Source organism: Streptomyces sp. NPDC056503, assembly GCF_042794995.1.
Lineage (GTDB): Bacteria > Actinomycetota > Actinomycetes > Streptomycetales > Streptomycetaceae > Streptomyces.
The window spans coordinates 40,246-54,436 of record NZ_JBHTST010000017.1; the positions used below are offsets into that span (position 1 = coordinate 40,246).

General features: G+C 73.7%; 15 protein-coding genes and 1 pseudogene. 10 read left to right on the forward strand and 6 right to left on the reverse strand.

All coding sequences use genetic code 11. The annotated features are described in order from the left end of the window. Positions 1 to 53 precede the first annotated feature (53 nt). From ACFQ8C_RS07540 to ACFQ8C_RS07565, 6 genes are all read left to right on the forward strand, one after another. Positions 54 to 728, forward strand: a complete 675-nt coding sequence (locus ACFQ8C_RS07540) for an amino acid ABC transporter permease (protein WP_383453255.1) — start codon at positions 54 to 56, stop codon at positions 726 to 728. Next, a complete protein-coding gene (locus ACFQ8C_RS07545; RefSeq protein WP_383453257.1) occupies positions 725 to 1,615 on the forward strand; it encodes an amino acid ABC transporter permease in 891 nt (296 codons plus the stop codon). Before ACFQ8C_RS07540 ends, ACFQ8C_RS07545 begins: the two co-directional genes overlap by 4 nt. Before the next feature lie 369 nt (positions 1,616 to 1,984). After that, a complete protein-coding gene (locus tag ACFQ8C_RS07550) occupies positions 1,985 to 3,742 on the forward strand; it encodes an FAD-dependent monooxygenase (RefSeq protein ID WP_383453258.1) in 1,758 nt (585 codons plus the stop codon). Positions 3,743 to 3,774: 32 nt separating this feature from the next. Then, positions 3,775 to 3,861 (forward strand): putative leader peptide, encoded by an 87-nt coding sequence (locus ACFQ8C_RS07555; RefSeq protein ID WP_346768519.1) that lies wholly within the window; start codon positions 3,775 to 3,777, stop codon positions 3,859 to 3,861. A gap of 133 nt (positions 3,862 to 3,994) precedes the next feature. Next, positions 3,995 to 4,552, forward strand: a complete 558-nt coding sequence (locus tag ACFQ8C_RS07560; RefSeq protein WP_383453260.1) for a cysteine dioxygenase — start codon at positions 3,995 to 3,997, stop codon at positions 4,550 to 4,552. Then, positions 4,549 to 4,962, forward strand: coding sequence for a rhodanese-like domain-containing protein (locus ACFQ8C_RS07565; RefSeq protein ID WP_383453262.1), 414 nt, complete (start codon positions 4,549 to 4,551; stop codon positions 4,960 to 4,962). The genes ACFQ8C_RS07560 and ACFQ8C_RS07565 overlap by 4 nt, the downstream gene beginning before the upstream one ends. 172 nt (positions 4,963 to 5,134) lie before the next feature. Here the strand turns inward: ACFQ8C_RS07565 and recX are convergent, their stop codons facing one another. From recX to ACFQ8C_RS07590, 5 genes and pseudogenes are all read right to left on the reverse strand, one after another. Continuing rightward, a complete protein-coding gene (gene recX, locus ACFQ8C_RS07570) occupies positions 5,135 to 5,701 on the reverse strand; it encodes a recombination regulator RecX (protein ID WP_383453264.1) in 567 nt (188 codons plus the stop codon). A 4-nt stretch (positions 5,702 to 5,705) separates the two neighbouring features. Continuing rightward, entirely contained in the window at positions 5,706 to 6,839 is a 1,134-nt protein-coding gene (gene recA, locus ACFQ8C_RS07575; protein WP_383453266.1) for a recombinase RecA, read from the reverse strand. Between the two features lie 272 nt (positions 6,840 to 7,111). Continuing rightward, positions 7,112 to 7,362: pseudogene (locus ACFQ8C_RS07580) on the reverse strand (hypothetical protein); the annotation flags it as partial. Further along, positions 7,347 to 7,469 carry a hypothetical protein gene (locus tag ACFQ8C_RS07585; protein ID WP_383453316.1) on the reverse strand — a complete coding sequence of 41 codons (123 nt, stop codon included), beginning with the start codon at positions 7,467 to 7,469 and terminating at the stop codon, positions 7,347 to 7,349. The pseudogene ACFQ8C_RS07580 and the gene ACFQ8C_RS07585, both read right to left, overlap by 16 nt. Positions 7,470 to 7,562: 93 nt before the next feature. Next, on the reverse strand, positions 7,563 to 8,348 hold the full coding sequence (locus ACFQ8C_RS07590) for an SGNH/GDSL hydrolase family protein (RefSeq protein WP_383453268.1): 786 nt from the start codon (positions 8,346 to 8,348) through the stop codon (positions 7,563 to 7,565). Between the two features lie 143 nt (positions 8,349 to 8,491). Between ACFQ8C_RS07590 and ACFQ8C_RS07595 the strand changes: the two genes are divergently transcribed. From ACFQ8C_RS07595 to ACFQ8C_RS07610, 4 genes are all read left to right on the forward strand, one after another. Further along, the gene (locus tag ACFQ8C_RS07595) at positions 8,492 to 9,802 is read left to right on the forward strand and encodes a sensor histidine kinase (RefSeq protein WP_383453270.1); all 1,311 of its coding nucleotides are present in this window, start codon (positions 8,492 to 8,494) and stop codon (positions 9,800 to 9,802) included. Then, the gene (locus tag ACFQ8C_RS07600; protein ID WP_383453272.1) at positions 9,799 to 10,476 is read left to right on the forward strand and encodes a response regulator; all 678 of its coding nucleotides are present in this window, start codon (positions 9,799 to 9,801) and stop codon (positions 10,474 to 10,476) included. The genes ACFQ8C_RS07595 and ACFQ8C_RS07600 overlap by 4 nt, the downstream gene beginning before the upstream one ends. 249 nt (positions 10,477 to 10,725) lie before the next feature. Then, a complete protein-coding gene (locus ACFQ8C_RS07605; RefSeq protein WP_383453274.1) occupies positions 10,726 to 12,012 on the forward strand; it encodes a cytochrome ubiquinol oxidase subunit I in 1,287 nt (428 codons plus the stop codon). Positions 12,013 to 12,154: 142 nt separating this feature from the next. Further along, entirely contained in the window at positions 12,155 to 12,934 is a 780-nt protein-coding gene (locus ACFQ8C_RS07610) for a cytochrome d ubiquinol oxidase subunit II (RefSeq protein ID WP_383453276.1), read from the forward strand. Positions 12,935 to 13,049: 115 nt separating this feature from the next. Here ACFQ8C_RS07610 and ACFQ8C_RS07615 read toward each other — a convergent pair whose 3' ends face one another. Next, on the reverse strand, positions 13,050 to 14,186 hold the full coding sequence (locus ACFQ8C_RS07615) for an AI-2E family transporter (RefSeq protein ID WP_383453315.1): 1,137 nt from the start codon (positions 14,184 to 14,186) through the stop codon (positions 13,050 to 13,052). Positions 14,187 to 14,191 lie beyond the last annotated feature (5 nt).

The following is a 14,191-nucleotide window of genomic DNA, read 5'->3' on the forward strand; positions in this document are numbered from 1 at the left end:
CCGACGCACCGGCCGTCCCACCGACCGACCACCAGGGGAGAGCGCGGGGCATCGTGTTCGACTTTCTTGATTCCGGGCAGTACGACCTGCTCGGCGCCTTCTGGGTGACGGCGCAGCTCGCCCTCTACTCGGCGATCGGCTCACTGATCTGGGGAACCGCCCTGGCCGCGATGCGGGTCAGCCCGGTCCCGCTGATGCGCGCCTTCGGCACCGCGTACGTCAACCTCGTCCGCAACACGCCGCTGACCGTGGTCATCGTGGCCTGCTCCTTCGGTCTCCACCAGACCCTCCAGATCACGCTCGGCGGCGGACGCTCCGAGGAGATCGGCTTCCGCCTCGCGATCCTCGGCCTCACCGCGTACACCGGCACCTTCGTCTGCGAGGCGCTGCGCTCGGGTATCAACACCGTCCCGCCCGGCCAGGCCGAGGCCGCCCGCGCGCTCGGCATGAGCTTCACGCAGGTGCTGACCGTCGTGGTGCTGCCGCAGGCCTTCCGCGCCGCGATCACCCCGCTCGCCAACGTGCTCATCGCCCTCACCAAGAACACCACGGTGGCGTCGGCGATCAGCGCCGCCGAGGCGGCTCTCCTCATGAAGGAGATGATCGAGAACGAGGCCGACGCCCTCTTCACGGTCTTCGCCCTCTTCGCCTTCGGCTTCATCGTCCTGACCCTCCCCACCGGCCTGGTCCTCGGCTGGGCGGCCAAGCGACTGGCGGTGAAGCGATGAACTCCGTCCTCTACGACGTCCCCGGCCCGCGGGCCAGGCGGCGCAACGTCGTCTACACGATCGGCTTCCTCGCCGTCCTGGGCCTGGTGGCCTACTGGGTGCTCTCCGCCATGGCGGACAAGAACCAGCTGACGGCCGAGAAGTGGAGCCCGTTCGTCACCGACTCCCAGGTCTGGACGACGTATCTGATCCCCGGCCTGACCGAGACCCTGAAGGCCGCCGCGCTCTCCATCCTGATCGCGCTGCCGCTCGGCGCGGCCCTGGGCATCGGCCGGCTCTCCGACCACCGCTGGGTACGCGTCCCGGTCGGCGCGGTCGTCGAGTTCTTCCGCGCCATCCCGGTGCTGCTGCTGATGATGTTCTCCAGCGCCGTGTACGCCGCCTACACGCCCGTCAGCTCCGACTTCCGCCCCCTGTACGCGGTCGTCACCGGCCTGGTGCTCTACAACGCCTCCGTCATCGCCGAGGTCGTCCGCGCCGGTGTCCTCTCGCTCCCGCGGGGCCAGGGCGACGCGGCCGTGGCGCTCGGCATGCGCAAGGGCCAGACCATGCTGTACGTGCTGCTGCCCCAGGCCGTGACCGTCATGCTCCCCGCCCTGGTCAGCCAGCTCGTCGTCATCGTGAAGGACACCGCGCTCGGCGGCGCGATGCTCGGCTTCGGCGAACTGCTCAGCCAGAACCGGCAGATCACCGCCAACTACGGCGCCAACACGATCGCCGCCTTCACCGTCATCGCCCTGATCTACATCGTGCTCAACGCCCTCCTCACCTACCTCGCCGCCCGCCTGGAGAAGCGGCTGCGCCAGGGCCGCAAGGCGGCCGCGGTGAAGGACGTGGCCCCGATCACGAACGTCGAGGCGGGCGCGGCGAGCACCAACGGCGCCTGACCACCACCCGGCGCCGGGCTCCGTACGACACCACCCGGCGCCCGGACCCCCACGACCACCACCCCGACCGGCCCGGTTTCCCCCCAAGTTCCGCGCCCGTCCACTTCCGGCCCCGTCCGTCTCCACCGGAGCATCCGCTTCCGGTGGAACCGGCGGGGCCGGAGGTCCTGGTGGGACCGGAAGCGGCCCGAGAGGCCGGCCGACACGGCCCGAAACGCTCCGGACGCAAGGCCGACCGCACCACGCCCACCGCGTCACTTGACGCAAAACACCCTGACTGGGTTGCATACGGTCTGTGATCAAGCACCGGGCTCGTGCCACACTCTGCTGTGCTGCCCCCATGACTTTCCGGCCTTTTGGAGCCGCGCCGTGGACCCGGTGATCATCGTGGGCGCGGGGCCGGTCGGCCTCGCGCTCTCCCTCGCGCTCGCCGCGCAGGGCGTGCCCAGCGTCGTCCTCGACGAGACCTCCGGCAAGGAGGATCCGCGCCCCGCGCGGACCGTCGTGCTGCGCGCCGACATGGCCGCCCTGGTCGAGCGGCTGGGCTGCGCCACCGTCCGCGACGAGGGACTGCGCTGGGTCGGCTGGCGCGGGATGCGACGGCGGCAGCACCTCCGCCAGGTCGCCTTCGACCTGGGACTCGGCGGCACCGAGGAGTGGTCCGAGGACCCGGACTCCCCCGCCGCCCCGGCCGCCCCCCTGCACATCCCCCAGCACGCGCTCGCCCGCGGTCTGCGCGAGGCCATCGCCCGCGAGCCCCTGGTCCGGCTCGTCACCGACGCCCGCCTGGACACCGTCGAGCAGGACCGCACCGGGGTCACCGCCCACACCCGCGGCGCGGACGGCACCTGGTGGCGCGGCAGCCACCTCGTCGGCTGCGACGGCGCCCGCTCGACCGTCCGCAAGCTGCTCGGCGTCCGCTTCCCCGGGCGCACCGCGGTCGAGCGGCACGCGGTCGCCGCGCTGCGCACCGAACTCCCCTGGCCCGGAGAGTCCCTGCTGCACCGTCAGCCCCCGTGGCGCGGGGTCGGCGAGGAGATCACCGCCCGCCCGCTGCCCGACGGGGTGTGGCGGGTCGACTGGCTGCTGCCGCCGCGCGGCGAACTCGTCACCCCGGACGCGCTGGTGGCCCGGATCCGCGAGACCCTGGCCGGCTGGTGCGAGGGCGGCACCCCGCCGTACGAGCTCCTCGACACCGGTGTCCACACCCTGCACCACCGGCTCGCCCGTCGCTGGCGCGTCGACCGGGTGCTGCTCGCCGGGGACGCGGCCCATCTGCTCGGCGCGATCGGCACGCAGGCGCTCGACGAGGGCCTCCGGGACGTCGACAACCTCGCCTGGAAACTCGCCCTCACCTGGCACCGCGCCGCCCCCGACACCCTGCTCGACAGCTACCAGAGCGAGCGCCGCACGGCGATCGCGGCCCGGCTGCGCGCCGCCGACCAGGCCCTTCCGGCGCTGCGCGGCGGTGGCGGGCTGCGCAGCTACCTGCCGGGCGTGATGCGGGGCCACGACGCCCTGCTGACCGACGGACACCTGGGACGGGGCCCGCTGGGCGCCTCCCCCGCCTATCCGCACTCACCGCTCGCCGCGCCCTTCAGCGAGGGCATGGTCCCGGTGGGCACCCCGCTCGGCGCGCCCGTCGAGGACGTCCGGGTGACCGCCCCCGACGACACGACGGTACGGCTCCGGGACCGGCTGGGGCAGGCCAGGTTCCTCGTCCTCCTCGTCGCCCCCGGCTCCGGGGTGTGGGAGCGCCGGCACTGGCGCACGGCCGGCCTGATGCCCCGTCTGGAGGAGGCCGCCGAAGCCCTTCCGGTGGCGTCGGAGGTCCTGGTGACCGACGCCTACCCGGGCGCCCCCGCCCACGCCGTCCTGCTGGTCCGCCCCGACGGGCACCTGGTCGCCGCCTTCGCGGGCGTACGTCCCGAGGAACTCCACGCGGCGGCCGAAGCGGCCCGCGGCAGCACCCCGGAGGAAGCCCCGGCTTCCGACGCCCCGGAGGGGGGCGAACCGTCCGGGGCCCGCTCCCCCGGGTCCGCGACCCCCGATCCGATGGTCCCGGTGGAGGTCCCGGCACCGGCCGAGGCCTCGCTGGGGCACGACCGGACCGTGGACGTCCATTGATTCGCGCGGGCGCGCGTGGTGTACTCCGGAACGTGACCGACACCGATGTACGCCTGTGGCGGAGGGTCCACATGGACCTGATCCGCTACGCGGGCTGCGTGTGTCGCCCGTCCTTCTGAACTCGCTTCCCTTCCCCCGCGCGCCCGCCGACCCACCCCGGACCTCCGTCCCGCGGGTGTCCTCGGCCTCCTCGGCGAACCCACCGTTCCCCCGGTCACGGCGCGCACCCCAGCGATTCCAGGACGGTCACCCGTGCCCGCGTCTTCTGTCACCTCGTCCCCTTCGCCCGCCCCCTCCCCCACCCGGGCGGCCGCCGGTCCCCCGACCGCGGCCGAACTGCTCGACTTCGTCCGCCGCACCGCCGCCGACCAGGCCCTCGTCGACTCCCTGCCGCTCGACCCGGAAGGCCGTACGTGGGTGCGCCTGGACGGCCCCGGCGGCAGCGAGGCCTGGCTCATCGGCTGGCCGCCCGGCACCGGCACCGGCTGGCACGACCACGCCGAGTCCTTCGGCGCCTTCGCCACCGCCCGTGGCAGCCTGACCGAGCACGCGCTCGCGGTCCGGCTCCCGGCGGGCGGCTGGAAGACCCTGGAGCTGGCCGAGGGGCTGGACCGCTCCCGCCGGCTCGGCGCGGGCGACGGCCGCGCCTTCGGCCGCGACCACCTGCACGAGGTGCTGAACGTCTCCCCCGACGCCCACGCGATCTCGGTGCACGCCTACTACCCCCCGCTCCCGCTGATCCGGCGCTTCAGCCGGACGGGCGCGGTGCTCCGCCTGGAGCAGGTCGAGCGCCCGGAGGACTGGCAGTGAGCGGCGACCGCGTCGGGATCGACGAGCTTCTGGAACGCGTCCGGTCCGGCCTCGACCGGGTCGACGCCCGCACCGCGCACGAGGAGTACGTGTCGGGCGCGGCGCTCCTGGTCGACACCCGCTACGCGGCCCTGCGCGAACGGGACGGTCTGGTGCCGGGTGCGCTGGTCGTGGAACGCAACGAGCTGGAGTGGCGGCTCGACCCCCTGGGCAGCCACCGCTCCCCGCGTGCCACCGGCCACGACCTGCGGGTGGTGGTGTTCTGCAACGAGGGCTACGCCTCCTCGCTGGCGGCGGAGTCCCTCCGCCGCCTGGGCCTCCACCGGGCGACCGACCTGATCGGCGGATTCCAGGCCTGGAAGGCCGCGGGCCTCCCGGTCCTCCTCCCAGCCGGAAGGACGGCCCCCTGACACCGGCCCCCTTGGCGCGGCCCCCTGACACGGGCCTGGCACCGGGCCCTTGGCGTGGCCTCCTGACACGGGCCTGGCACCGGGCCCTTGGCGCGGGCCCTGACATCGGCCCCTGCCACCGGCCCCCGGCCGTTGACGCGGCCCGGGCCGGTCGGCGGTTCCCCGGCGGGCGCTAGTAGCCCTCCTCCAGCCCGTCGGTGGACTCGCCCTCCTCCTCCAGGGCCTGGCGGACCACCCGCAGGGCCATGCCCTCCGGATAGCCCTTGCGGGCGAGCATGCCGGCGAGGCGTCTGAGCCGGCGGTCGCGGTCGAGACCGCGGGTGGCGTGGAGCTTGCGCGCCACCAGCTCGCGCGCGGTGGCCTCCTCCTGCTCGGAGTCCAGCTGTCCGACGGCCTCCTGCACGAGGCCGGGGTCGATGCCCTTGGTGCGCAGTTCCCGGGCGAGGGCCCGGCGGGCGAGGCCCCGCCCGTGGTGGCGGGACTCCACCCAGGCGTCCGCGAAGGCGGCGTCGTCGATGAGGCCGACGTCCTCGAAGCGGGCGAGGACCTCCTCGGCGACGTCGTCGGGAATCTCCCGCTTGCGCAGGGCATCGGCCAGCTGCTTGCGCGTGCGGGGGGTTCCGGTGAGCAGGCGCAGGCAGATCGCCCGCGCCCGCTCAGCCGGATCCTGGGGTGACAGCTCCTTCTCGGCCCTCGACGAGTCGGGGCTGTCACCCGGCCATTCGGTGCGACCGGTCACCGCTTCAGCTCTTGGCCGCGGTGGCCTTGGTCGCCTTGGCGGTCTTGGCCACGGCGGCCGGGGCGGCCTTGGCGTCGTCCGCGGCGGCCGGGTCGACCGCTTCCGCCGGGTCGGTGGCCGACTCGGCCTTGGCGGCGTCGGGGCGGACGCCGACGCCCAGCTTCTCCTTGATCTTCTTCTCGATCTCGTTGGCGAGGTCGGGGTTGTCCTTCAGGAAGTTGCGGGCGTTCTCCTTGCCCTGGCCGAGCTGGTCGCCCTCGTACGTGTACCAGGCGCCGGCCTTGCGGACGAAGCCGTGCTCCACGCCCATGTCGATCAGGCCGCCCTCGCGGCTGATGCCCTGGCCGTAGAGGATGTCGAACTCGGCCTGCTTGAACGGCGGCGCGACCTTGTTCTTCACGACCTTGCAGCGGGTGCGGTTGCCGACCGCGTCCGTGCCGTCCTTGAGGGTCTCGATGCGGCGGATGTCGATGCGCACCGAGGCGTAGAACTTGAGCGCGCGGCCACCGGTCGTGGTCTCCGGCGAGCCGAACATCACACCGATCTTCTCGCGGAGCTGGTTGATGAAGATCGCGGTGGTCTTGGACTGGTTGAGGGCGCTGGTGATCTTCCGGAGGGCCTGGCTCATCAGTCGGGCCTGGAGACCCACGTGGGAGTCGCCCATCTCGCCCTCGATCTCCGCGCGCGGGACGAGCGCGGCGACGGAGTCGATGACGATGAGGTCGAGGGCGCCGGAGCGGACCAGCATGTCGACGATCTCGAGGGCCTGCTCGCCGTTGTCCGGCTGGGACAGGATGAGGTTGTCGATGTCGACGCCCAGCTTGCGGGCGTACTCGGGGTCGAGGGCGTGCTCGGCGTCGATGAAGGCGACCTGTCCGCCGGCCTTCTGCGCGTTGGCCACGGCGTGCAGGGTCAGGGTCGTCTTGCCGGAGGACTCCGGGCCGTAGATCTCCACGACGCGGCCACGCGGCAGACCGCCGACGCCGAGGGCGACGTCGAGGGCGGTCGATCCGGTGGAGATCACCTCGATCGGCTCCTGGGTACGGTCGCCCATGCGCATCACGGCGCCCTTGCCGAATTGGCGTTCAATCTGTGCGAGCGCGGCGTCGAGCGCCTTCTCGCGGTCGGTTCCTGCCATGGGTTCCACCCGGGGTGCTTGAGTCGATCGCTTCATGTGAAAGACGCTAACCCCTGCCACTGACAATGGGCCCTCGCGTCTCTCCGACCTGTGGACAACTCGCCGAGCTGCCCGCGATTCCAAGGGCCGGAACCTTCATGAGAATAGATGTTCGATTTTCGTGTCAAGCGCGCCACGCGCTCCCTGTGGACAACGCCGGACCGCCCGTCTCCCCGCCCGTCTCCCCGCCCGGCCCCGCCCCTCGCCCCCTCCGGATCGAAGCCCGACACCGCCTCCCGGTCGGCACGGGAGAGCGTCTCGCCGATCATGCGGGTGGCGTAGTCACGGTCGCCGGCGATCCGGTTGACGTGCTCGGCCGGCAGGAGGGCCGTGGCCTCCAGGGCGGTGCCTCCTCCGCGGTGCACTCCCCGTACCGCCGACGCCAGAGGCTGGGGCTCAGACCGGTGCCGGCCGCGATCACCAGGCCGACCATGGTGCGGATCGCCTCGGGGCGGACGCTCCGGGGCATCAGTCGACGCCCAGCCGGTCGAGGTCCAGCCGGTCGAGGTCCAGCCGGTCGAGGTCCAGCTGGTCGAGGTCCAGCCGGTCGACACTTTGCCGGTCGAGGCCCTGTCGGCAGCCGGTCGGCACCCTGCCGGACGACGCCCGCCCTACCGGTCCACACCCACCCTGCCGGCCCATGCCCGCCCTACCGGTCCACGCCCGCCTGGCCGGGCCGCCCGGCTACTCGCCGCGCTCCTCCACGAGCAGGAGTCCGGGGCGCTTGGCGACCCTGCCGTCCCCGGAGGACCGGCCGCGCACGCGCCGCGCGATCCAGGGCCCGAGGAAGGATCCGGCCCAGGCGACTTCGCCGGCGGCGGCGCGCAGGCGCGTCGGGGCCGGCAGCGGCGGCAGCGGCCGGGCCCAGCCGTCGTCGCTGTCCGGCAGGGCGAGCGCGTCGGCGACGGCGGCCGCGATGCGCGCGTGCCCGAGCGGGGAGGCGTGCAGCCGGTCGGCGCTCCACAGCCGGGGGTCGGTGACCACGTCGTGGTGGGCGGTCTCGGCGACGGTCACGCCGTGCCGGCGGGCGGCTTCCCTGATCCGGTCGTTGAGGGCGTGGACACGGGGCGCGAGGGGTCGCGCCAGTGGGGTGAGGCGGCCGACGTCGGGGAACGTGAGGGTCGCCACCCGGGCGCCCTGGCCGGTCAGGGCCGCGAAGACGGCCTCCAGGTGGCCGGCCGTCTCGTCGGCGTCGAAGCCCGGCCGCAGCAGGTCGTTCACGCCGGCGACGACGGTGGCGAGGTCGGGCCGGAGCGCGAGGGCCGCCGGGAGCTGCTCCGCCCGCACCCCGGCGGCCAGGCGGCCCCGTACGGCGAGGTTGGCGTACCGGACCCCGGTACCGGTCCTGGCGAGGTGTTCGGCGAGCCGGTCGGCCCAGCCGCGCAGCCCGACGAGGTCGTCCCCGTCGCCGACACCCTCGGTCTGACTGTCCCCGAGGGCCACGTACCGCCGGTATCCGTGCGCGTCCATCCGCCGGTCGCCTTTCCCCGTAACCCGTAACCCGTGCCCCGCACCCGTCCGCAACCCGGGTACCCGACCCATTACCTATTCAACTTGTTTAGTATAGGGGCATCGGGCGGCTCCCGACCCCCGCCCCGCCTATCCTTCGACCCATGCGCCTCCCGCCCCGGACCGCCGACGCCCTCGTCGCCGGCCTCGTGCTCCTCCTGGTGGCGGTCTGGACGCTGGTCTCGGGGTGGCACACGCACGAGTCCGCCCCGCGCGCCGCGCTCGGCTGGGCGCTCGTGCTCGTCGGCTGCGGCGCGCTCGCCTTCCGCCGTAGGTGGCCCGTGGCCGTCGCCGTCGTGACCCTCCTCGCTTGCGTGGCCTACTACCCGCTCTCCGAGCAGGACGGGCCGCTCATGATCGCCTTCGCCCTCGCGCTCTACACCACGGCCGCCGAGGGCCGCTTCGCCGCCGCCGCCGCGCTCGCCGCCGTCACCCTGCTCGCGGTCGGCCTCGGAGAGGCCCGCCAGGCGCCGGGCCACCGCCAGATCGACGAGACCGCGCTCGCGATGCTCGCCGGCTGGCTGATCAGCCTGGTCGCCGTCGGCAGGGCCCAGCGCACCCGGACCGCCTACCTCCACGAGGTGGAGCAGCGGGCCCTCGCCGCCGAGCGCGAGCAGGAGGCCCGCGCCCGGCAGAGCGCCACCGAGGAGCGGCTGAGAATCGCCCGCGAACTCCACGACGTCCTCGGCCACACCGTCTCGCTCGTCAACGTGCAGTCCGGCGCCGCCCTGCACCGGCTCGCCAAACGCCCCGACCCCGAGAGCGCGCTCACCACCGCCACCGAGGCCCTGACCGCGGTCCGCGCCACCAGCAAGGACGCCCTGCGGGAGCTCCGCGCCACCCTCGGGGTGCTGCGCGGCGCCGACGAGGCCGCGCCGACCGCCCCGCCCGCCTCCGGACTGGCCCTGCTCGGCGAGCTCACGGCCCGGGCCCGCGCCGCCGGTCTCGACGTCCGCACCCGGGTCACGGGCACGCCCGTCCCGCTGCCGCCGCCCGTGGACCTCGCCGCGTACCGCATCGTGCAGGAGTCGCTCACGAACGTGACCCGCCACTCCGCCGCCTCGGCCGTCACCGTCACCCTGGACTGGGAGCCGGAGAGCGGCACGGTACGGCTCCGGATCGCGGACGACGGCGGGAACCCGCAGCCACCCCCCGACGGGCACGACGGCGGCGGGACCTCCGCCGACACCGGGACCTCCGCCGACACCGAAGGCACCCAGGCCTCCGCCGACGCCGACACCGACACCGACACCTCCGCCGACACCCGGGCCTCCGCCGGCAGCGGCGTCCGGGGCATGGCCGAACGGGCCCGCGCCCTCGGCGGCACGCTCACCGCCGGACCGGCCGACGGCGGCTTCGTCGTCGACGCCCGCCTCCCCACGACCCTCACCCCTCAGGAAGGGACGCACGCATGATCCGCGTCGTGCTCGCCGACGACCAGACCCTCGTCCGGGCGGGATTCCGGTCGATCCTCTCCGACGAGGACGACATCGAGGTCGTCGGCGAGGCGGGCGACGGAGCGGCGGCCGTCGCGCTCGCCGCCGAACTCCGCCCGGACGTCGTCCTCATGGACATCCGGATGCCCGTCCTCGACGGCCTGGAGGCCACCCGCCGCATCATCGCCGACCCCCGGTCCGACGGCGTGAAGGTCGTCATCCTGACCACCTTCGACGAGGACGAGCACGTGTACGGGGCGCTGCGCGCCGGCGCGTCCGGGTTCCTCGTCAAGGACACCGAGCCGATGGAACTGCTGCACGCGGTACGGGTCGTGGCCCGCGGCGACGCCCTGATCGCCCCGGCGGTGACCCGCCGCCTGATCGCCGAGTTCGCCGGGCGCGCCGACCCGTCCGGCCGCCGCCCCGACCCCGCACCGCGCCTGGACGCCCTCACCGACCGCGAACGGGAGGTGCTGGGCCTGGTCGGGGCCGGTCTGTCCAACGACGAGATCGCGGGCCGGCTCGTCCTCTCCCCCGCCACCGCCAAGACCCACGTCAGCCGGATCATGACCAAGCTGGAGGTCCGGGACCGGGCGCAACTGGTCGTCCTGGCCTACGAGTCAGGGATGATCACCCCCGGCTGGCTGGCCTGACCCTCCCCCGCGGCCCGGCCCGGGGAAGCCCCTGGTCCGGGCCTGCCCGACCTCCGGGCCTTCCCGGGGCCTTCCCGGGGCCTTCCCCGGCCCGCCCCAGAGCCTTCCCCCTAAGGGTCCGGGGCCGCCCCGATCAACTTTCGTGGTACGCCCGGCCGGCCCCGTCAACCCGGGGATGTACGACGCCCGCCCGTGATTGTCATCCCTGGTCAGATGTGGTGCCGGGGGCCGTCCGAGCATGCTGGCGGAGTGCATCAGGACGTACTCGATCTCGCGCGGCTGCAGTTCGGCCTCACCGCCGCGGGCCACTTCCTCTTCGTCGCCCTCACGCTGGGCCTCGGGACGATCGTGGCCGTCCTCCAGACCCGCGCCACGCTCACCCGGCGCCCGGAGGACGCCCGCCAGGTCCGCTTCTGGGGCCAGCTGTACGTGATCAACTACGCGGTCGGGATCGTCACCGGTCTCGTCATGGAGTTCCAGTTCGGCATGGCGTGGAGCGGCCTCACCCACGAGGCGGGGAACATCCTCGGCGCGTCGCTGGCCGTGGAGACGCTCGTCGCGTTCTTCGTCGAGTCCACCTTCCTCGGCCTGTGGATCTTCGGCTGGCACCGGCTCGGCCGCTGGGCGCACCTGGCGACGATCTGGGTCGTCGTCCTGACCGCCTACCTCTCCGCGTACTGGATCCTCGTCTCCAACGGCTTCCTCAACCATCCGGTGGGGTACGGCTCCGAGGGCGGCGAACTGGTCCTGACCGATCCGGCCGCGGTCCTCACCAACCCCGCCGCCCTCCTCCCGCTCGCGCACGTCCTCGCCGGCGCGCTGCTCACCGCGGGCTTCTTCATGGCCGGCGTCAGCGCCCACCACCTCTTCCGGCGCTCGGCGGAGGCGGACTTCTTCCGGCGGAGCCTGCGGACCGGGGTCTACGTCGCGGCGCCCGCGCTGGTGGCGGCTGCGGTCAGCGGCGGGCTCCAGTTCGCGTCCCTCGCCTCCTTCCAGCCCATGAAGGCGGCCGTCTTCCGGGGGCAGGCGGCCGAGATCGCCCGGGTGCAGGCCGAGTCGGCGGCCCGCTTCGGCCCCGGCGACTACCTGCCCTCCGAGGCGTGGACCCGGGGCGGCGGCCTGGTGATGCTGATCGCCTTCGGCCTGATGATGTACCTCTGTTTCGCCGGGGTCGTCCTGGCCGCGTTCCGGAAGGTCGTCCTGCGGTTCCGGCTCTGGCACCTGGTCCTGATGGCGTCCGTGCCGCTGCCGTACCTCGCCATGATCGGCGGCTGGGTCTTCCGCGAGTCGGGCCGTCAGCCCTGGGTCGTGTACGGCCTGCTCAGAACCGAGGACGCCGTCTCCGCGCTCTCCCCCGGCACGATGCGGCTCTCGCTGGCCGTGTTCGCCACGCTCTTCCTGCTGCTCGCCGTCCTCAACGCCTGGCTGATCGCCCGGCACGCCCGCCGGGGCCCGGTCGACACGGGCCTCGGCCGGGACGAGCGCGCCCCGGAGCATTCCCCGCCGGTCCCGGCCGCGTCCCTGCCCCGTTACTGAACTCCCGTCACCGAGCCCGGTACCGGCCCGCGCCACCGAGCCCGCCGCCGAACCGCTGCTTGAACCCACCGTCGGACCGCTGCCCGAACCCACCGTCGGACCCCGTACCGACCCGTCACCCGCCCCGGGCCCGAGGAGAACCGTGGAAACCCTCGCCGTCGTCCTGCTCGCCTGCTGTGCCACCGGCTGGTCCGTGCTCGCCGGCACGGACGTCGGCAGCGGCATGCTGCTGCCCTGGCTCGGCCGCGGCGACGCCGAGCGCAGACTCGTCCTCGCCTCCTTCGCCCCCTTCTTCCTGGGGAACGAGGTGTGGCTGGTCGCCACCGCCGGCGTCCTCGTCGGCTGCTTCCCCTCCCTGGAGGGCGAGCTGCTCAGTGGTCAGGCACCGGTCCTCGTGGCACTCCTGGCCGGGTGGATCGTCCGGGACGCGGGGCTGTGGTCCCGTGGCCGGGGCCCGGGACCCCGCTGGCGGGCGGCCTGCGACGCCGCGGTGACGGCCGGCAGCTGGACGGTCGCCCTGTCCTGGGGCCTGCTGCTCGCGGCCCTCCTCACCGGCAGGCCGTACGAGCCCGCCGACGGGCCCGTCGCCCTCGCGGTCGCTCCGGCCGTCGCCGCCCTCTTCGCGGCGCACGGCCTCGGCTTCGCCTCGCTGAGGCTCACCGGCGCCCCCTACCAGCGGGCCCGGCGGCTGGTGGGGCGAGCCGGAAGGCCCTGGCACCCGCTCGCCCTCACCGCCGTCCCGCTGGCCGGGCTGCCGCTCTGGGCGGGTACGGCGCTGCCGCTGGCCGAGCGGGCGGCGGCGCCCGGGACGCTGGACCTGCTCGTCCCCGCGCTGGTGCTGGTCACCCCGCTGCTCGTCACCGTCCAGGCGTGGGTCTGGTACACCTTCCGGGGCCGTGTCACCGGCCCCTCGTACCTGTGAACCCACCCCCTCGTACCGGTGAGCCCGCCCCTCGTACCGGTGGGCCGCCCCCTCTCACCGGTGAGCCGGCCCCTCGCACCAGTGGACCCGCCCCCCACCCCGGTGAACCGGCCCGTCAGGCGTCGCCGTCGGTGTTCTGGTTCTCCTTCTTGTGCTGGAGGGCCTTCTGGAGCCGGGCCACGACCGCCTCGCCGTACCGCCGGTGGCCGTGCACCCGCGGGTCGTCCATGACGTCGTACCGCTTCACGTACGCCCCGAGGAAGGCCTGGAGGGTGGCCACGGCCGGGATGGCGATCAGCGCGCCGACCGCGCCGAGCAGGGCGGTGCCGGCGATCACCGAGCCGAAGGCCACCGCCGGGTGGATGTCGACCGTCTTGGAGGTGAGCTTCGGCTGGAGGACGTAGTTCTCGAACTGCTGGTAGACCACGACGAAGCCGAGCACCCACAGCGCGTACCAGGGGTTCACGGTGAAGGCGATCAGCATCGGCAGCGCACCGGCCAGGTAGGTGCCGATGGTGGGGATGAACTGCGAGACCAGCCCGACCCAGACCGCGAGGGCGGGGGCGTAGGGCACGTCCAGGATCTCGAAGAGGACGAAGTGCGCGACGCCGGAGATGAGGGCCATCAGGCCGCGCGAGTAGAGGTAGCCGCCGGTCTTGTCGACCGCGATCTCCCAGGCGCGCAGCACCTCCGCCTGGCGGGCGGGCGGCAGGACGGAGCAGAGACTTCGCCGCAGGCGGGGGCCGTCGGCGGCGAAGTAGAAGGCGAAGAGGAAGATCGTCAGCAGCCTGAAGAGCCCGCCGAGGACGGTCGCGGAGACGTCCAGGACACCGGTGGCGCTGTTCTGCACGTACTTCTGCAGCCAGTCCGACTTGAGCACGCTGTCCTGGACCTCGACCCGGGACAGCTCGGTGTGGAAGGTCTGGTTGATCCAGTTGATGAGCGAGTCGAGGTACTTGGGGAAGTTCTCGACCATGTCGACGATCTGGCCCGCGAGCATCGAACCGAGCAGCACGACGAAACCGATGCCGACGGCGAGGACTCCGAAGAAGACGAGGAAGGTGGCGAGTCCCCGGCGCATCCCGCGCGCCGCCATACGGCCGACGGCCGGTTCGATGGCGAGGGCGAGGAAGAAGGCGAGCAGGATGTTGACGAGCAGGCCGACGAGCTGGTGGAAGGCCCAGTCGCCGAGTTGGAAGCAGGCGTAGAGGGCCAGGGCGAGGACCATCGCGCGGGGCAGCCAGCGGGGCATGCGCG